Annotated in this window: 16 protein-coding genes; 7 read left to right on the forward strand and 9 right to left on the reverse strand. The window is 40.3% G+C overall.

Annotated features, from left to right (window positions below):
• Position 1 precedes the first annotated feature (1 nt).
• From OZX68_06330 to OZX68_06360, 7 genes are all read left to right on the forward strand, one after another.
• Complete coding sequence (locus OZX68_06330; GenBank protein WEV60532.1) at positions 2–670, forward strand: amino acid ABC transporter permease; 669 nt, start codon at positions 2–4, stop codon at positions 668–670.
• 215 nt (positions 671–885) lie between these two features.
• Entirely contained in the window at positions 886–2712 is a 1827-nt protein-coding gene (locus OZX68_06335; protein ID WEV60533.1) for a glycoside hydrolase family 13 protein, read from the forward strand.
• A gap of 107 nt (positions 2713–2819) precedes the next feature.
• Complete coding sequence (gene glgB, locus OZX68_06340) at positions 2820–4667, forward strand: 1,4-alpha-glucan branching protein GlgB (protein WEV61392.1); 1848 nt, start codon at positions 2820–2822, stop codon at positions 4665–4667.
• A 97-nt stretch (positions 4668–4764) separates the two neighbouring features.
• Positions 4765–5907 (forward strand): glucose-1-phosphate adenylyltransferase, encoded by a 1143-nt coding sequence (locus OZX68_06345; protein ID WEV60534.1) that lies wholly within the window; start codon positions 4765–4767, stop codon positions 5905–5907.
• Positions 5897–7036 (forward strand): glucose-1-phosphate adenylyltransferase subunit GlgD, encoded by a 1140-nt coding sequence (gene glgD / locus OZX68_06350; protein WEV60535.1) that lies wholly within the window; start codon positions 5897–5899, stop codon positions 7034–7036. Before OZX68_06345 ends, glgD begins: the two co-directional genes overlap by 11 nt.
• Complete coding sequence (gene glgA / locus OZX68_06355) at positions 7033–8469, forward strand: glycogen synthase GlgA (GenBank protein ID WEV60536.1); 1437 nt, start codon at positions 7033–7035, stop codon at positions 8467–8469. The genes glgD and glgA overlap by 4 nt, the downstream gene beginning before the upstream one ends.
• 54 nt (positions 8470–8523) lie before the next feature.
• Positions 8524–10920: a glycogen/starch/alpha-glucan phosphorylase gene (locus OZX68_06360; protein ID WEV60537.1), complete on the forward strand. Its 2397-nt coding sequence runs from the start codon at positions 8524–8526 to the stop codon at positions 10918–10920.
• A gap of 36 nt (positions 10921–10956) precedes the next feature.
• Here the strand turns inward: OZX68_06360 and OZX68_06365 are convergent, their stop codons facing one another.
• From OZX68_06365 to spx, 9 genes are all read right to left on the reverse strand, one after another.
• Positions 10957–11916, reverse strand: coding sequence for a 3'-5' exoribonuclease YhaM family protein (locus OZX68_06365; protein ID WEV60538.1), 960 nt, complete (start codon positions 11914–11916; stop codon positions 10957–10959).
• Positions 11913–14102 carry an AAA family ATPase gene (locus OZX68_06370; GenBank protein ID WEV60539.1) on the reverse strand — a complete coding sequence of 730 codons (2190 nt, stop codon included), beginning with the start codon at positions 14100–14102 and terminating at the stop codon, positions 11913–11915. The genes OZX68_06365 and OZX68_06370 overlap by 4 nt, the downstream gene beginning before the upstream one ends.
• Positions 14092–15228: a DNA repair exonuclease gene (locus OZX68_06375; GenBank protein ID WEV60540.1), complete on the reverse strand. Its 1137-nt coding sequence runs from the start codon at positions 15226–15228 to the stop codon at positions 14092–14094. Before OZX68_06375 ends, OZX68_06370 begins: the two co-directional genes overlap by 11 nt.
• 27 nt (positions 15229–15255) lie before the next feature.
• Positions 15256–15912 (reverse strand): ribulose-phosphate 3-epimerase, encoded by a 657-nt coding sequence (rpe, locus tag OZX68_06380; GenBank protein ID WEV60541.1) that lies wholly within the window; start codon positions 15910–15912, stop codon positions 15256–15258.
• Between the two features lie 3 nt (positions 15913–15915).
• Positions 15916–16809 carry a ribosome small subunit-dependent GTPase A gene (gene rsgA, locus OZX68_06385; protein WEV61393.1) on the reverse strand — a complete coding sequence of 298 codons (894 nt, stop codon included), beginning with the start codon at positions 16807–16809 and terminating at the stop codon, positions 15916–15918.
• 172 nt (positions 16810–16981) lie between these two features.
• Positions 16982–17857, reverse strand: a complete 876-nt coding sequence (rsmA, locus tag OZX68_06390) for a 16S rRNA (adenine(1518)-N(6)/adenine(1519)-N(6))-dimethyltransferase RsmA (protein WEV60542.1) — start codon at positions 17855–17857, stop codon at positions 16982–16984.
• Entirely contained in the window at positions 17850–18422 is a 573-nt protein-coding gene (gene rnmV, locus OZX68_06395; GenBank protein ID WEV60543.1) for a ribonuclease M5, read from the reverse strand. Before rnmV ends, rsmA begins: the two co-directional genes overlap by 8 nt.
• A 9-nt stretch (positions 18423–18431) precedes the next feature.
• A complete protein-coding gene (locus OZX68_06400; GenBank protein ID WEV60544.1) occupies positions 18432–19202 on the reverse strand; it encodes a TatD family hydrolase in 771 nt (256 codons plus the stop codon).
• A 126-nt stretch (positions 19203–19328) separates the two neighbouring features.
• Positions 19329–19727: a transcriptional regulator Spx gene (gene spx, locus OZX68_06405; protein WEV60545.1), complete on the reverse strand. Its 399-nt coding sequence runs from the start codon at positions 19725–19727 to the stop codon at positions 19329–19331.
• Positions 19728–19832 lie beyond the last annotated feature (105 nt).

Consider the following 19832-nt stretch of genomic DNA (forward strand, 5'->3'; position numbering starts at 1 on the left):
CATGTCATTATCTGAACAAGCACAACAAGTATTTACTCCTGCAAATATGAAGTTTTTGATGGAAGGACTCATGCTAACCCTTTGGATATCACTTTTAGCCATTGTCTTTAGTACCTTCTTTGGAACTATCCTAGCTGTCATGAGAAATGGGAAGAATAAATTTTTCAAAATTCTTGCAGGTATTTATATTGAAATCGTCCGTAATGTACCCAACCTACTTTGGATTTTCGTAATTTTTCTTATCTTCAAGCTAAAATCAGTTCCAGCGGGTGTAACAAGCTTTACGGTCTTTACTTCTGCAGCCCTGGCAGAGATTATCAGGGGTGGTTTAAATGGTGTCCCTAATGGACAAGTTGAAGCTGGTAAATCACAAGGGTTTTCAGACTTCCAAATCCTTACCATCATTGTCTTGCCACAGGCCATTAGAAAGATGTTACCTGCGATTATTTCTCAGTTTGTAACAGTAATCAAAGATACCAGCTTCCTTTATTCAACAATTGCCCTTCAAGAGCTGTTTGGTAGCTCACAAATTTTGATGGGTAAATACTACCAGGCCGGACAAGTTTTCATGCTTTATGGAACGGTAGCCCTAATTTATTTCGTCATCAACTTTGTCATTAGTCAGTTTTCACGCAAACTTTCAAAAAGTTGGGCCAATTCCCTTGAATAAAAATTAAATAAAAAAATGAGAGGACAACCTAAGGGTTGTCCTTTTTTTGTGAATTTTTTTGGTTTAAATAGCTAAAAACACCAATAAAACACTAGTATTTAGCTATATTTTTGACATAAATTTTGTGGTAGGGTAATATCTTAATAAAGGTAGCTCTTACTATATAGACCATATAATTCAAGGGACTTCCCACTACTTAATTAAAGGAGCACAAAATGGCTGATGTTTTTTTCAATCCCTGGGATGAGGCTTACAAATATCCCTTTGGAGCCTGTAAAAAAGATAGCGACATTCACCTTAAAATAAGGGCTGAAAGCCTTAATAAGCTTGATGTCACGCTTATTTTACAGGGGGAAGATGGGCGTGAGCAGGCATTTTCCATGGATAAGCTAAAAGATAGTGATTTTTATCAAATTGACTTAACAAGCTTTGATCAAATCGGTAGCTACTCCTACTTTTTTCAGATAGAAGAGTATGATTACGATAACGACAAAACTTATCTTTTTTTCTACGGGGCATCAAATCCCCATTTAGGCCAAGGACAAAGCTATGAGAAAAAAGAAGATGTCACACCCTTTACCCTCACTATTTTTTTAAGTGACGATAAGGCACCAGACTGGTATCAAGAAGCCATTTTCTATCAGATTTTCCCAGACTCTTTTGCCAAATCTACTGTAGAGAAAATTGAAAACCCTTACGACAATATCCTCTTTTACGGCAAGAGTTCAGATCGCCCTTACTATGCCAAAGAAAGTAACGGCGATATTGCTCGCTGGACCTACTACGGAGGTAACCTAGCAGGTATTAAGGAGAAGATTCCCTACCTGAAAGATTTAGGAGTCACAGCCCTTTATCTAAATCCTATTTTTATGGCTTCAAGTGTCCACCGTTATGATACAGCTGACTATATGAAGATAGATCCCCTTTTAGGGAGTGAAGACAACTTTTTAAGCCTTCTCAAGGAGCTTCACCAGGCAGGAATGCATCTCGTTCTTGACGGAGTCTTCTCTCATGTCGGTAAAAATTCAATTTATTTTAACTATGATGGTCGCTTCGGGCAGGATTTAGGGGCCTATCAAAATCCTCAAAGTCCTTATATGGATTGGTTCAAATTTGAAAATTATCCAGATGACTACAAGTCTTGGTGGGGCATTAAAGACCTGCCAGAGATTGATAAGAATCAGGAAAGTTTCCAAGACTACATTTATAAAAATAAAAATTCAGTCATTAAAAAATGGACAGACCTTGGCGTTGACGGCTGGCGGCTTGATGTGGCTGATGAACTTCCTGATTTCTTTATTGAGGGCATTAGAAAGTCCCTCGATGACTATAGTGATAAGGTTTTAATTGGTGAGGTTTGGGAGGATGCAAGCCGCAAGGTATCCTACGGGGTTAAAAGAAAATATATCCTTGGAAAATCCCTTGAGGCGGTAATGAACTACCCCCTAAGAAAGATGATTATTGACTTTTTAAATCAAAAAATTTCAGCCAAGGATGCCTATAGCTTAATCATGGGACTTAGGGAAAATTACCCCAAGGAAATTTTTTACAATAGCTTCAATAATCTAGGTACTCATGATACCCCAAGAATTTTAACTGAGCTGGCTGAAAATACTAAGAGTCTTGAGCTTGCAGTCCAAATGCTCATCTCCCTTCCTGGGGTTCCTTGTTTCTACTACGGGGACGAGGCTGGTTTGAATGGTCAAGCTGATCCTGATAATAGAGCCTTCTTCCCTTGGGATAACATCAATCAAGAGCTTACTAGTTTCTTTAAAAAATGGATTAGCTACCGCAAGGAAAATAAGCTACTCACCAGTGGTGATTTACTAGCTTTCTACACAGATAAGAGTCTTGGAATAATCCGATTTGAAGCTTCAAGTGCTAGTATCTTTATCTTCAACCCTAGTGGTCAAGATGACTTTATCACAAGGGAGCATGTGAATTCTTCGCAAAATATTCCTAGTGCCTTCTTAGATTTAATCCACGAAAGCACTGTTTTAGCCCATGATGTCCTGCATTTACATGAAGATAAACTTAGTTAATACAATTAATTATAATTACAATTAATGTTGATATTATTAATTAAAAACTATATAATTGTTAGCGAAGATAACGCTTTCATAATTTTAGAAGATAAGGAGATAGGACACTGACTAAGGCATACAAAACTTTTACCACTGGAGAAAATTTTAAGGCACAGGACTACTTTGGCCACCATCGCCGTAAACATGGTTTTGTCTTTAGACTCTGGGCACCAAATGCCCAAAAAGTGGACTTGGTTGGCGATTTTACCAATTGGGTTGATAATCGCCTGGCCATGAAAAAAATTAACGACGAGGTTTGGGAAATAATGACTGATTTGCCCACAGATGGAGACCTCTATAAATTCCTTGTAACCCGTGCAAACGGTGAGGAAATCATGAAAATTGACCCTTATGCCCTGGAACTTGAGGAAAGACCAGGAACAGCTTCAGTTGTCAGAGACTTTCCTAAAAGGGAATGGAAGGATAATAAGTGGATTAGAGCCCGCAATAAAAAAGACTATTCCAAGGAAGCTGTAAACATTTACGAAATCCATGCTGGAAGCTTCAAAACCCATGCTAACGGGAGTCCTTTGACCTTCAAGGACCTCAAAAAAACGCTCATCCCCTACCTTAAGGAGATGAATTATACCCATGTAGAATTCATGCCCCTTATGGCTCATCCTCTAGGCATGTCTTGGGGCTACCAATCAGTGGGCTATTTTGCCCTGGAAAAGACCTTCGGCCAACCCGAAGAACTGAAAGATTTCATTGAAAGTTGCCACCTTAATGGAATTGGTGCCATTGTTGACTGGGTTCCTGGCCACTTTTGTATCAATGATGATAGCCTGGCCTACTATGACGGAACCCCAACCTATGAATACCAGGACCCAAACAGGGCCAACAACTACCGCTGGGGGGCTTTAAACTTTGACCTTGGGAAACCCCAGGTTCAGTCATTTTTAATCTCGTCTGCCCTCTTTTGGCTTAACTACTACCACTTTGATGGAATCAGAGTTGATGCGGTAAGTAATATCGTTTACCTGGACTATGATGAGGGCCCATGGCAGCCAAATCACGAAGGAACAAATGTTAACCTAGAAGGCTATCACTTCCTTAGGAAGCTAAATGCCGTCATTAAAAAGAAACATCCAAGTGCTTTAATGATTGCTGAAGACTCATCAAGTCAAATTAAGGTTACAGGAAGTCTTGAAGAAGGCAGTCTCGGCTTTGATTACCGATGGAATATGGGCTGGATGAATGATATTTTAAAATTCTACCAGCTTGATCCCATCCACAGAAAGAATAACTTTACCCTTTTAACATTTAGCTTCATGTACATGATGAGTGAAAGGTATATTTTGGCCCTATCTCATGATGAGGTCGTTCACGGTAAGAAAAGTCTCATGCATAAGATGTGGGGTAACCGGGAGCAACAATTTTCTGGCCTAAGAAATCTTTATGCCTATCAAATGTGCCATCCAGGTAAGAAACTCTTATTTATGGGCAGTGAATGGGGACAATTTTTAGAGTGGAAATTTGATCATGCCCTCGAATGGGTCGACCTTGATGATCCACTCAATAAAAAGATGCAGACCTATACCAAGGAACTTAATAGCTTTTACAAAAAAAATAAAGCCCTGTGGGACATTGACCACGACTATGCAGGAATTGAGATTATCGATGCTGATAATGTTGATGAAAGCGTTTTAAGCTTTGTTAGGAAAAGTGACACAGACTTCCTAGTCTGCATCTTTAATATGACCCCTGTCGAAAGGCATGACTTTACCATTGGTCTCCCTGTTGGGGGTACCTACAAGGAAGTCTTTAATAGCGAGCTTGAAAAATTTGGTGGCAAATGGGAAAGACGCAATCCGACAAAAAAAAGTAAAAAGGAAGAGTGGAAGGCCTATCAGGATACCCTATCATTTACCCTACCAGCGTTTGGGGTCTCAATTTGGAAGTTAAAAAAATAGTTTTATAAGTTAAGGAAGTTAAAAAATTTAAAGTAGTTTTATGAATTAAAAAGAAAGGTCTTCTTATAAGCGATAAGAAGAAAATAAGGTAGCTCACATGTCTAATGGAATGCTTGCATTAATTTTAGCCGGGGGACAAGGAACCCGACTTGGAAAGTTTACTCAATCAATAGCAAAACCTGCTGTGCCCTTTGGAGGACGATATCGAATCATTGATTTCGCCCTTTCAAACTGTGCCAACTCTGGCATTAAAAATGTTGGTGTTATCACCCAATACCAACCACTGGCCTTAAATGAGCATATCGGTAATGGTTCATCTTGGGGACTTGATGGAGTTGATTCTGGAGTATCAATCTTACAACCCTACAGTGCTGCTGAGGGGAACAAATGGTTTGAAGGTACAAGCCACGCCATTTACCAAAATATCGACTACATTGACCATATCAACCCAGAGCATGTCCTCATCCTTTCAGGAGACCATATCTATAAGATGGACTATGATGACATGCTAAGGGCCCACCGTGATAAACTAGCAAGCCTTACAGTGGCAGTAATTGATGTTCCCCTAAAGGAAGCAAGTCGTTTTGGGATTATGAATACCGACTCTTCTAACCGGATTGTTGAATTTGAGGAAAAACCAGAAAATCCAAAATCAACTAACGCTTCAATGGGAGTTTACATCTTCAATTGGAAGGAACTTAGGGAAACCTTGGTTAATGGAGCTAAAAATGGGGTTGATATGAATGACTTTGGAAAGAATGTTATTCCAGCCTTTCTCGATGCAGGTGAAGGTGTCTATGCTTATGAATTTGATGGCTACTGGAAGGATGTAGGTACAATTGATTCCCTCCACGAGGCAAATATGGAGTATATCTCACCAGATAATGAACTAGATTCAAGAAACCGCCAGTGGAAGATTTACTCTCGCAATGAGATTGCTCCACCAAACTTCATTACTGACAAGGCTGATATCAAAGATTCCTTGGTTGTCGATGGGTGCGTTGTTTCAGGTAGTGTTAAACATTCCATTCTTTCAACCAATGTCCAGGTCAAGGAAGGTGCTGTGATTGAGGATTCCTTTATCATGCCAGGAGCTATTATTGGGGAGAATGCTGTAATTAAAAATGCCATTATCGGGTCTCATGCCATCATTGGTGAGGGAAGTGAGATAATCGGCGAAGGTGAAGTTCAAGTTGTAGGATATGAAGAAGTTGTGGGGGTACCAAGTGATGAAAATTGATAAATACTGTGCGATCTTAGGAAATGCTGTCGGCTGCCATGAAATGGGAGAGTTAACTGCTAGCCGTCCCATTGCTACCCTCCCCTTTGACGGGAAATATCGTCTAATTGACTTTCAGCTGTCAAATCTGATTAATGCTGACATCCACAATGTTTATGCAATTTTTCATGATAACAAGGTCAATAGTGTCCTTGATCACATCAGAAATGGGCGGGAATGGGGCCTAAGTGGCCTACTTAGCCACCTGTTTATCGGCTTTTACAATCAGGATTTTAATGATCACTATGCTGACCATACCTACTATGAGAAGCTTCTGACCTACCTAAAAAGAACAGGTAGCGACTATACAATCTTTTCAACCTGTGACATTCTTTGTAATATCAACCTAAGCCAGGTTATCCACGTCCACAGCGTTTCTCAAAGAACTATGACTGTTGTTTATAAAAAACTTTCAAGGGACATGATGTCACTTGAAAACCAGGTCTTAGAAATTGATGAAACAGATACTGTTGTTGGAACCAAGGACTTTACAGATGATTCTGCAGCCGAAGAAGAGACCATGTCGACTGGTATTTATGTTATCAACACTGACTGGCTGATTGAACAAATGGAGGCTGAACAGACCAAGGACAGACCCCGTAAACTTCGCTACCTACTTAGCAGTCTTGTGGCTAATGTTGATGCCTTGGCCTATGAATATACTGGCTACTTATCAAATATCCATGATATCAACTCTTACTATCAATCAAACATGGACATGCTTAATCCCCAAAAATTCAATTCCCTCTTTTACAGCAGTCAAAGGGTTATCACCAAGGTTAAAAACGAGGAAGCAACTTACTACTCAAATGATTCGCATGTAGAAAATTCACACTTTGCCTCAGGGTCAATTATTGATGGTCGAATTGAACATTCTATTGTTTCAAGAAACTGTAGGGTTAATAAGAATGCGGTAATCAAGGACTCTATCCTCTTCCCAAGAGTTAGGGTTGGAGAGAATGCTAGCCTTGAGTACGCAATTGTCGATAAGGGTGTTGTTATTTCTGACAATGTTAAAATCAAGGGTCGACCTGATTCACCAGTTGTTATTGGTAAATCTCGTAAAATCACAGAGGACATCATTCTATGAAAATATTATTAGTTGGAGCTGAAGCGGCTCCCTTTATCAAAACAGGGGGACTTGGGGACGTTCTTGGAGCCCTACCAAAAAGTCTCAATAAAAATGATGACATTGATGCTAGGGTAATCATCCCCTACTACAAGAATATTCCAGAAAAGTACCGCAGTGAAGCAGAAGACCTCTTCTTCACTCATGTCGATGTCGGCTGGCGTAAGATGTATGCTGGGGTTAAACACCTACTCTTTGGAAATGTTCACTACTACTTCATCGACAATGAATACTACTTCAACCGAGATGATGTATATGGCTACTATGATGATGGTGAACGTTTTGCCTTCTTCCAACAGGCTGTCTTACAGGTTCTTCCAGAGATTGGCTTTGTCCCTGATATTTTGCATGTCAATGACTACCACACAGCCATGATTCCCTACTTACTAAGGGAAAAATATGCCTGGATTGAAGGCTATCCACAAATGAAGACAATCCTTACCATTCACAATATTGAGTTTCAAGGGCAGTATGGCCCAGAAATGCTTGGGGATTTATTCTCCATGGGACTTAATAAGTATCAGGATGGAAGTCTTGAACAAGATGGCTGCCTCAACTGGCTTAAGGCTGGAATTATCTATTCAGACAAGGTTACAACGGTCTCTCCAAGCTATGCCAAAGAGATTCAAACCAAGGAATTTGGTAAGGGACTTGATCCTGTTCTAAGGCTTGTTCAGGGGAAACTTTCAGGAATAGTTAACGGAATTGACACTGAGATTTACAACCCCGCTACTGATAAAAATCTGGTTAAAAATTACTCCCTCAAGCACATGAAGGGTAAGAAAATCAACAAGAGGGAGCTCCAAAAACAAGTGGGGCTTCCTCAAAGAGATGATGTCCTCCTGATTGGAATTGTAAGTCGCTTGACCTATCAGAAGGGCTTCCAGCTGGTTGTTGAAAAATTAAATGAAATCCTTTCCTGGGACAAGGTTCAAATCATTGTTCTTGGAACAGGGGATGAACGTTTTGAATACGACTTTTCTTGGTTTGCTGGTGTATTTCCTGAAAAAATTTCAGCCAATATCAGCTTCAACCTAAAACTTGCCCAAAGGATTTATGCTGGCTGTGACCTATTCTTAATGCCAAGTGCTTTTGAGCCTTGTGGTCTCTCTCAAATGATGGCCATGCGTTATGGTAACCTTCCCCTCGTCCACGAAATTGGAGGACTAAAGGATACAGTTATCCCTTACAACAAGTATACCCAGACAGGTGATGGTTTTGCCTTTAATAATTTTAATAGCTACTGGATGATGGAGGTGCTAAAAAATGCCTACGACATCTTCATTAATGACCAGCCAACCTGGAGAATGCTTCAAAAAAATGCCATGGAAAAAGATTTTTCTTGGGATACAGCAAGTCTTGCCTACCTAGAGCTTTACAGGGAAAGCAAATAAATTAATTCTTAACATTCTTAGTACTTACTAAGCCTAATCAAAAAGAGGACATCTATGGAACTTACAAAAGAACAATTTATTCGCGATTTTAAAAATCAACTACATGAGGATTTCATGATTAAAATAAAGGATGCTACGACTGATGAATACTTCGTAGCCCTTGCCCACCTGCTAAAAAATTATGCCAGTAATGAATGGATTAAAAGGCGTCACGATTTAGCAGAAAATCAAGAAAAGACAGCCTACTACTTCTCCATCGAATTTTTACCTGGAAGAATGCTTGAAACCAATCTCCTAAATATGGGTCTCTTAACTTTGGTTGAGGATGCCTTGGCGGAGCTTGATATTGATTTTGATGCCCTTGTTGCTTCTGAAAACGATATGGCCCTTGGAAATGGAGGGCTGGGTCGTTTGGCTGCTGCCTTTATGGATTCCCTGGCCACTATTTCAGCCCCAGGATTCGGGAATGGTATCCGCTACAAGTATGGTCTCTTTAAGCAAAAAATTGTTGATGGTTACCAGGTTGAGTTACCTGATGCTTGGCTGGGTAAGGATGGAAATGTTTGGGAGATTAAAAAACCCCATTCAGCTGTCAATGTCCGCATCTACGGGGACGCCTTCTTGTATCCAAACGATAATGGATCTTATGACGTCCTTTACAAGAATCATCGTACCTTAAGGGCTGTACCTTATGATATTCCACAGATTGGCTTCCAAAATGGGAATGTGAACAACCTAAGACTTTGGGATGTTGAAATCCCAGAAGAAGACGAGCTCCGCTATCCAACAATTGAGAGTAGGAGGCAGGTTGAGGACATTACCAATATTCTTTATCCAGATGATACCTCTTATGAGGGTAAATCCCTTCGTCTGATTCAGGAATACTTCATGGTATCAGCTGGTCTTCAAACAATCGTTCAAAATTACCTTAAGATGGGACTTCCCTTAAAGGATATCCATGAAAAAGTTGCTGTCCACATTAACGATACTCATCCAGCCCTTGCTGTACCTGAATTTATGCGTATTTTAATGGATGATTACAAGTTAAATTGGGACGAAGCTTGGCATGCTACTGTAAATACCATGAGTTATACCAACCATACAATCCTGGCTGAAGCCTTGGAAAAATGGGAAACCAATCTCTTTTTAGGAATTCTTCCTCGTATCTACCAGATTGTAAGTGAGATTGATAACCGCTATATTGCAGAGGTTCATAAGAAATTTGACTGCCAGGTCATTGAAAACACCCGAATCATTAAAAATGATCAAATCCACATGGCCAATCTTGCCATCATTGGTGGTCATTCCATCAATGGGGTCGCAAAACTTCACACTGACCTTCTGATTGATGACGTCTTGAAAGATTTTTACCAGGTCTACCCTGAAAAATTCAACAACAAGACCAACGGAATTGTTGTTCGTAGGTGGTCACAAATCGCAAATCCGCTCATGTCTGAAAAAATTGACCAGCTGATTGGAAGCGAATGGCGAAAGGATATCCACCAAATTCAAAAATTAGAAGCTTTGGTTGACCAAAACCAAGTCCTTGAAGATTTTTACAATGTGAAAAAGGAAAATAAAAAACGCCTGGCTGACTACATTGAAAGTACTTTAGGAATTAAGGTTAGCCCTGACGCCATCTTTGATGTGCAGGTTAAGCGACTCCATGCCTATAAACGCCAGCTTCTAAATCTCCTTCATATCATCAAATTATATTGGGATTTAAAGGACAATCCAGACCTTGATATGACGCCTCGTGTCTTCATCTTTGGTGCCAAGGCAGCTCCTGGCTATAAATTTGCCAAGGCCGTAATCAAGCTTATCAATGAGGTTGCAAACCTCGTCAATAATGACTCTGATATCAAGGATAAACTTAAGGTTGTCTTCCTTGAAAACTACAATGTAACCCTGGCTGAGCTAATTATTCCTGCAGCTGATGTATCTGAGCAAATTTCGACAGCTGGTAAGGAAGCTAGTGGTACTTCAAACATGAAATTCATGATGAATGGGGCTATAACCCTTGCTACTCTTGACGGAGCAAATATTGAGATTAAGGATGCTGTTGGTGATGATAATATTGTAATCTTTGGAATGAATACAGAAGAGGTTTACAAGCATTATGAAAATCATGATTACAATTCAAGGGCTATCTATGAAAACAATCCCGTAATCCGTAGGGTGGTTGATAGCTTTATCAATGGATCAATTCCTAATGCTGAGCGTGAGGGACAGGAAATTTATGATGCCCTCATCCTTAACAATGATGAATACTTCCTTCTTGGTGACTTTGAAAGCTATGTCAAGGCTCAAGAGTATATCGATCAGATTTACCGGGACAAATACTTGTGGACTAAAAAAGCCCTCCATAATATTGCCAAGTCAGACCGTTTCAGCTCTGATGATACAATCAGGCTTTATGCAGATCAAATTTGGCATATCAAACACGATTAAAAAGAAAAACCTGTAAGAATATATCTTACAGGTTTTTTATTTAAGTTTTTTTCCATCAAAGTGTGGCTTATAGAGGTTACGGTTGTCAAGGGCAAAAATTCTTGGGGTCATCTCCCCTGGTTCAACTTGATTTAAGGCTGTAGTCATCATCATCATGCTAGCATCCAAATTATCAATCATATGAATAATTTCAGCTTCCATGATATGAGGACGAACGGGGCTACCATATTCAAGAAGTCCGTGGTGGCTTAAAAGAACATGGCGAAGTAAGATTACATCCTCATCCATCTCGTCAATCTTAAGTTCATTTACGGCCTTTGAGACCTCCTCATCGATTAAGACAATATGACCGATTAAATTTCCAGCCAAAGTATAGCTTGTATTGGTCACACCACTTAACTCAATCGTTTTTGCCATGTCATGAAGGAGAATTCCTGCATACATGAGACTTTCATTAAGTTGAGGGTAAATCTCTGTTATTTTTTCAGCCAGCTGAACCATGGTCACCGTGTGAAAGGCTAGCCCTGTTTCAAAGGCATGATGATTGACCTTGGCGGCTGGATATTTGAAGAATTCCTCATCGTATTTACTAAAGATATGACGGACAATCCTATTCCAGGTCCCATTTTCAATTTTAAAGATAATCTTTTGCACATATGCCCTAAGCTCCTCAGCTGAAACTGGTGGCTTTTCCTTGAAGTCAGCTGGATTATTTGGTTCTGTATTTTCTGGCAGGCGAAGGAAAATCTGATTAACCTGGGGCATGCCATTATAAAGCTCCTTGGTCGCCCTCATGTAAACAACACGCCCAGGAGTAAACTCTTCCACATTATGGGGTTGAGCATCCCACAAGTTTCCAGAAATCGTTCCCGTCCTGTCTTGAAAGGTCATGGCCATGTAATTTTTCCCAGCACGAGTCTTTCGAACCTCGGCTGCCTTAATCAGATAGAAACCCTCAAAGTGGTCTCCTACCGATAAGTCTTTTAAAAAAGTCATAATTCTATTAAATCTCCTTGATTCCTAAATTTTTCATCACTTGTAAAAACAAATGTTTGCACTTTACTTGAAAATTCCTCCAGTAATTTTATGAAATTTTCCTTGCGTTTTTGGTCATATCTTAGGAAGCTGTCATCAAAAAAGACTGGAAAATTAAGATTCTTTGCCTCAATAAAGGCAAGCCTTACGGCCAATTGAAGCTGGTCTCTTGTTCCTGTTGAAAGGTCAAGTAATCTCATACTCAAAGGCCCTGGCCCGCTGATTTCTAAAAGACCATTTGAAATTCCAAGTTCCTGCCAACTGCCGTCTGTCAAAATGGACATGTAATGGCCTGCCCTCCTTAAAATCTCAGGCAAACTATGGGTCGATAGGCTCTTTGTCGCAGCCTTCAAACTTTCAATTTGACCTGCCTTAAGCAGGTAGAGGGAAATCATATCTGAAAGTTCACCCCTTTTTAACTCAAGCTTCTGGTATAGATTTTCTAGGCTTTCATCAGACTTCCTTTGGTCTATCTTAGCCAAAATCAAGCTATTTTGATCAATCTGTCGACCTAATTTATCGCCAAATTCATCAATCTTTTGATTAATTGCAGCTAACCGTCCATCAATTTCATCAAAATCTGGCTTTTTCTCTACATCCAGATCAAGGACCTGTTCCAACCTTTTTCTCAGCTGGCCCAGATATTTTTTCTGCTGGATAAAGTTCTCATGATTCTTGATTTCCTCTTGAATCTGATCAACCTGGGGGTTTTCTTGTAGAAATAAATCCGACTTGGTATAAAGGTTTTCAAGTAGATACTCATCCTTTTGACTGTCTAAATTCTTATAGTTAAAATCAAGCTCTAGTATCCGCTCCTTTATTTTTAGAACTAGGGCATATCTTCCTTCAATGCTCTCAGGTAGCTGATACCAACCCTTAAAGATATCTGTTAGGGCAAAATAATCCCTAGCTATCTGGCTATTTTTAGCTTCAAGGGCAAGTTCTCCCCTGCGTTTTGAGGTAACAAGCAGGTAGGCGACACCTGAAATAATTTCAAAAATCAGCAAAATTGAAAGAAAAATCTTTAGCCCAGCTGGGACAAGGATGAGAAAACCTAAGGTCACAAGGGTTACAAGCATCAAGAGTAGAAGAAAACTATTGTTTCTCTGGATAACCTTGACCTCCTTTTCCTTCCTCCCAACAAGCTTGGGATATAAAAATTCAATCTGCTTTATGGCATCCCTGGTTTGACCCTCCAGTAAAAAGTTATCCAAGGGATTATCAAACTTTTCAAGCTGGGACTTGTTTGACTCGATTTTATCTTCCAAGCGGCCAATCCTTGTTTGGAGGATTTCAAAGTCATGATAGCTAGCAAGGAGGCTTTCATAGTCTCTTGTCCCCTGAGTTTTTTCCTGCTCCCTAAGACTTGCTTCGAGCCTTGAAAACTCCAGATAGTCATTTTCAAAAGCAAGCTTGGCCTCCAAGATTCGTCGTTCTTCCTCAAGGGCTACAAGTTTTAAGCGGCTTTCTCTTATCTCATCCTCCCGCTTTTTACCTTCCTTAATCAAAGGAGCTAGAGCTGCCTCTTCAGCCTCCTTGTCAAAAATTTCACTCTTGATTTGTTCAAGAGCATGAAGGGTTTGATTGAGGGGCTTACTAAGGGCCTTAGGACTAGTATAGAGGGAATTTTTTTCTTTAATAAGCTCCTCTTCCTGCTTGTAAAGCTCGACTGTTCCAGTCGTTATAGCCATTCGCCATTTTTCTTCCAAACTTGCCTCATTGTAATCCCTCTCTCGGTTTATTTGAAGATTATCCTGGCTGATCGAGTAAATTTGATCAAAAAGCTTGGGCGTCATAGGACTAAGTAGCTCAAGCCACTCATCTTCTGATAGCTTTCTTGCATCAGAAAGATAGGAACATGTAAAATTTGGAGTCCCACTCTTACTCAGACTGATTCTTTCAATCATAAGATCTTGTCCATCAATCTCAAGGTAGAGCCGTCCGCCATAAACCCTGCTATCTCTTGGACTAAAATCCCGATTTTTAGTGGTTTTTTTCTCAAAACCAAATATCATATATTTAATAAAGGACAAGAGAGTTGACTTACCAGCCTCATTTGCACCCATAAAAACGGTCAAATCTTCCAGCTCATAAGAACGGTTTACTAACTTTCCAAATCCATCAATCTCAACTTTTTTAAGCTTCAAAATCATCCTCCCTTGCCAATGAAAATTCGCTGTCAATATAAGCCTCTAAATCTTTCTCAAGGTCAGCAAATAAATCGCTTGTTAAAATATTTTTTATTTCGCTATTTTGAGGAAGAGCCTTAGCCAGCTCTTCTAAGCTAGGAAGCTCCAAATGACTAACAGGAAGAGCCGTCTTACTCAAGTTTTGAGGCCCATCAAGGGGCAGGAGGACAAGCTTTCGAAGGAGAAAACCCTGGGCACGCAAGCTATCAATTAGCTCACCATTTTCAAGGGCCAGCCTTAGGCTATCAGCCACCAAATCGTAATTCTTCAAGTAAAGACTATAGATATTCCCCTGATTGGAAAGGTTGTCACTCAATATGCGGCTGAGCTCTGCCAAATCTCTAACCCCAGTAAGATCAAGCTCTTTTTTTATCCAGTGAATCTGAGCCAAGTCAATAAATTCAAGGTCAGAGACGGTCTTACTTAGGTTAACAAGAGCAAATTGGCTGGTAATCTCCTTACTATTACGGCCAAGGGGAGTCCCTGGGTAGACAATATTATCTGCCAACATGCTTTTTAGATGAATGTGTCCAAGGGCCCAGTAGTCATAATCCTTAGCCTTTAGATCAGAAAGACTGGTCGGTGCATAGTCAAAGCCTCCAATTTCCCCGTGAAAAAGACCTATGTGGTAGTCACTAGCAGAGTCCCTAAAGGGATAGTCCTTAATTTTATTTTCCCTAATATGAGGGTGCTCATAAGAGAAGGCTGATATGGTAGCTCTTTCTCCCTGAGCATTTTCAAAATACTTGCTTTCAACCTCTTCCTTGTAGAAAACTTCAACATTATCAGGAAAGTCAAACCAGTAAACACCCTCCCTGTAGTAGTCGTGGTTACCAAAAATCAAAAAGACTTTAATCCCTTGCTCCTTAAGACGCTCAAGCTGGGTCATAAAGTAGTTTTGCATTTTGATACTTGGCTTAGACTGATGAAAATTATCTCCAGCAAGAATAATAAAATCGACATCCTCATCGAGGGCAAAATCAATAATAGTCCCCAAAATTTCATAAGGACGATAATCGATATCCTGACTTAAACCCTCAAATTCACGGTCCAAATGGAGGTCAGCTATGTGCAAAAATTTCATAATAACCCTCTAATCTAATCCCTTGTCCTACAACTCTTTTTGAAGGGCTGCCCTAAGACTTCCAATCCTTTGACTGGGTTCCCCGTTAAAGACATAAGAACCTGCTACAAAGACATTGGCTCCCGCATTTTGGCAAAGTTTTATGGTCTTATCATCAACTCCCCCATCAACCTGGATATCATAGGAATACCCATCTTCATCCCTTAATTTTTTAAGAAGAGCCACTTTAGTTAGACACTCCGGAATGAATTTTTGACCACCAAAACCTGGATTTACAGTCATGACAAGGACTTGATCAACCATCGAAAGAACTGGATTAATCAGCTCAACTGGTGTACCTGGATTAATAACAATACCTGCCTTAAGACCTGCCTTTTTAATCTTTTGAAGGGTTCCATGAATATGATTAGTAGCTTCTACATGGACAGACAAAATGTCAGCTCCAGCTTCAGCAAATTCTTCAACATAGCTGTCAGGATTTTCAACCATCAGATGGCAGTCAAATACAAGTCTTGTTGATTTTCTAAGAGCCTTGACAACACCTGCACCAAAGGTCAAGTTATCAACAAAGTGACCATCCATGACATCAATATGGATATAGTCAGCCCCTGCCTCTTCAAGAATTTTTACATCACGTTCAAAGTTACCAAAATCTGCACTTAATATTGATGGTGCTATTTTCATAATCTAACCTTTCTTACTTCTATTTTTTGCATAAACCTGTCTTTGCTTTTGGATTTCAGACAAAAGTTGCAGGTAATCATCATACCTAGTCTGAAGAATCTCACCCTGGGCCACAGCCTCTTTAACCGCACAACTTGGCTCATGGGTATGAGTGCACTCACGAAACTTACAATCATGGCTAAAATACCTGATATCAATGAAGGCCTCATTAAGACCCGGGGCATCTTTAACCTCATAGTCAAGCGAGCTAAATCCTGGGGTATCAGCAATCCATCCCCCTGCCACCTTAAACAGTTCAACATGGCGAGTTGTGTGGCGACCACGACCTAGCTTGTCAGATATCTCCTGGGTCGCAATTGCAAGGTCTGGAGCAATCTTATTAAGAAGGGTCGACTTACCAGCCCCTGTTTGGCCCATAAAGACTGTTACCTTGTCCTTGAAGTTAACTAAAAGCTCCTGTGGATCAAAGTAGATATTATAGCCAATCTTCTTATAATCAGCCTGAACCCTTTCAAAGTAACTTAAATCATCTAACAAATCGAGTTTACTAATATAAATGAGTGGCTTAATCCCCTTGTGTTCAAGAAGGACCAAGAAACGGTCGAGGAGGTTTAGTGAAAACTCCGGCTCAACAGCACTCATAACAACAACAGCCTGGTCGATATTTGCAATGGGCGGGCGGACAAGTGAATTTTTACGCTCATCAATCTTTAAGAGGTAGCCCTCATTATCCTCACCCTCACCTGCAGTATATTCCGCAAAGTCACCAACAACTGGCTTAACCATTTTTTTCCTAAAATTACCACGCGCACGCGTTCTTTCAATTTTTCCCTGGTCCCCATCTTCGATGTAGTAAAAACCAGCGAGAGATTTTATAATTCTTCCTTTTTTTACCATAGCCTTATTATACACAATTCTAGCTCCCCCTTCAGCAAAATCGCCTAAAGCTCTTGGGGAAACAACCCTTTAGTTTAGCGGATTATATTAGCTCTAGTATACATTAAATATGACTTTAATTAAAATTATATAATGAATTTTCCAGGCAAAATAAAATGGCCGAAGCCATTTATTATTTCCAATATTTATAAAGCGAGTTGGCAAGTCTTGCGAAATCCTCAATACTTAGGGCTTCACCACGGATTGTTGGCTTGATGTCAGCGTCTTCAAGGGCTAAAGTCAGCTTTTCCTTGATTTCATCATTTTTCCCAAAAGAAGCAAGTAAATTATTCCAAAGGGTCTTCCTACGGTGGGTGAAGGCAAGTTTTGTCACCCTAAAGAAGAAAGTCTCATCATCCACCTTAACAAGGGGCTCAGGACGTCTTACCATCTTAAGGATTGCACTGTCAACATTTGGTGCTGGGATAAAGACTGTACGCGGTACGATAAAGGCAACAGAAGCCTCCATGTAGTACTGGACAGCGATACTTAGGCTACCGTAAGCCTTAGTATTAGGTTTGGCACTGATCCTGTCAGCCACCTCTTTTTGCATCATCACGACAAATTCCGCAAAGGGAATGCGACTTTCAATCAGGTGCATAAGGATTGGTGTTGTGATGTAGTAGGGAAGGTTTGCGACAACCTTAATTGGAAGGTCAGGATTCTTGAATTTCTTAATCTGACTTTGGAGGTCTGTCTTTAGAACATCCTCATTGATGATTTGAACATTATCATAAGGAGCCAGCGTTTCCCCAAGGATTGGAATCAGGCGGTCGTCAATCTCAAAGGCCATAACCTCAGCTGCCTCACGGGCAAGAAACTCAGTTAGGGCTCCGATTCCGGGACCGATTTCGATAACATTCACCTGGCGGGAAAGGTCAGCTGTTTCCGTGATCTTTGCAAGGATGTTTGGGTCGGTTAAAAAGTTTTGCCCAAGACTTTTTTTAAAAGAAAAACCGTGGCGTTCAAGAATTGCTCTTGTATTTTGATAGTCTGCGATATTACTCATTATTGTATTTGTTCATTGCCTTTCTTACTTGTTCTTCGTCGATGCCAAAAAGAGAAAGTCTTTTTGGCAGTTGTTTGGCATTGGTATAGCCAATTCTTAGTTCTTCTCCCAGAAATTCCCGTCTGGCCCTGCCCTCACTTGACATAATAAGACCAAGTTCAATAAGGACTGCCTGATCAACTACTGGGAAGTCAACACGTGCATCATGGGCACTGGCAAGAGCTGTTTTCAAGTCCTCATAGGAGGCATGCTCTACCCCAAGACTTTTTCCCTTGCTTTTTGAGCTTGGTCTTGCCTCCTGGGGATTTAAGAAGGCTTGTTTGACACCTGGGAGGGCTTGAACAATTTTCTTGCGGATTTTTTCCCCAGAAAAGTCAGGATCTGTAAAGACGATAACGCCACGAAGGTCATCAAGCATCTCAATTTTTTCAAGATCCTCATCCGTTATAGCTGATCCCCTTGTCTCATAGGTTTCAACCTCAAAAAATTCCTTGAGGCGTCTCGTATCATCCTTACCCTCAACGACTACGACTTCTGAAATTCGGATTTTTTCCCTGTCTAACATGGTCTCCTCCTAGTCCTTAAGATTAAAGACGCGGTGGGCGTTTTCTGTCGTAGCAGCTGCCATCTCCTCATAGCTTAGGCCGCGGAGTTCCGCAATCTTTTGGACAACAAAGTGGGTGTAGGCTGTGTGGTTGGTTTTACCCCGGTAGGGAACTGGTGCTAGGTAGGGAGCATCTGTCTCAACGAGGATGCGGTCCAGAGGAAGTTTTGCGGCTGCCTCCTGGAGGTCAAGAGCCTTCTTGAAGGTTACAACCCCTGAAATTGAGATATACATGCCAAGATTGATAAACTTTTGTGCCTCTTCAAGGCTACCTGAAAAGCTGTGCATGATGCCGCCACGTGGTCCAACACCCTCACTTTTTATAATCTCGTAGGTATCACTCATAGCATCCCGAGTGTGGACGATAAAGGGCAGGTGAGCCTCTTTTGAGAGGGCAATCTGCCGTCTAAAGACCTCTTCTTGAACCTCCTTGGGTGAAGTCATCCAGTGGTAGTCAAGGCCAATTTCCCCCCAGCCGATAACGCGGTCGTTTTTTATCTTCTCAAGGAGGTAGTTCTCAACCTCCTCATCATAGTCACTTGCCTCAGTCGGGTGCCAGCCAATGATGCTGTAGATATTGTCATATTTTTTCGAAAGTGCAAGACTTTCCTCAATCGTTGGCCTATCAAAGCCCACAACTGCCATTTCCCTAACATCAAATTCGTAGGCAAGAGCAAGTTCTTCATCAGTTTTACCAAGAAAGTCTTTCACATTTAAGTGGGTATGGGTATCAAAAATCATATTATTCTCCTAGGTAATAAATTAGTGCAAAGAAAAATGAAAGCACTAAGTACTTTCATTCATTATAACACAATAAGACACGGTCACAATCAGACATCTAGGCCGCAGGCCTTGAAAAAATAAATCCTAAATAACACTTCTCAAACGCGCATCTCTATTTTCAATAATTCTTACCGAGCGAGGAAGGAAAGTTCTTATTTCTTCCTCATTGTATCCAATGTTCAACTTTTTAGAGTCCATAATAATTGGACGACGTAAAATTTGTGGATTCTCAGTAATAATTTTAACAACTTGACTAAAGGTTAGTTCCTCAAAGTCAATATTCAGCTGCTTAACATACCTATTACGTGTAGAGATAACACCATCAATACCATCTTCTGTCATTTCAAGAATCGTTTGAACTTCTTCTTTAGTCAGAGGATTGCTGATGATATTTCTTTCAACGAAATTAATTTGATGTTTAGCAAACCAAGCTTTGGCTTTTTTACAACTTGTGCAAGACGGGGCAGTATAAACGGTAAGCATAAATCACACTCCTTTGTAAAGGGAACCACTATCATGTGATTATTATATCATACGTTATTAATATTGCAAGCCTTTTCAGAGATTTAATTTGTAAAAAATATATTT

This window comes from Streptococcaceae bacterium ESL0729 (assembly GCA_029391995.1).
Lineage (GTDB): Bacteria > Bacillota > Bacilli > Lactobacillales > Streptococcaceae > Floricoccus.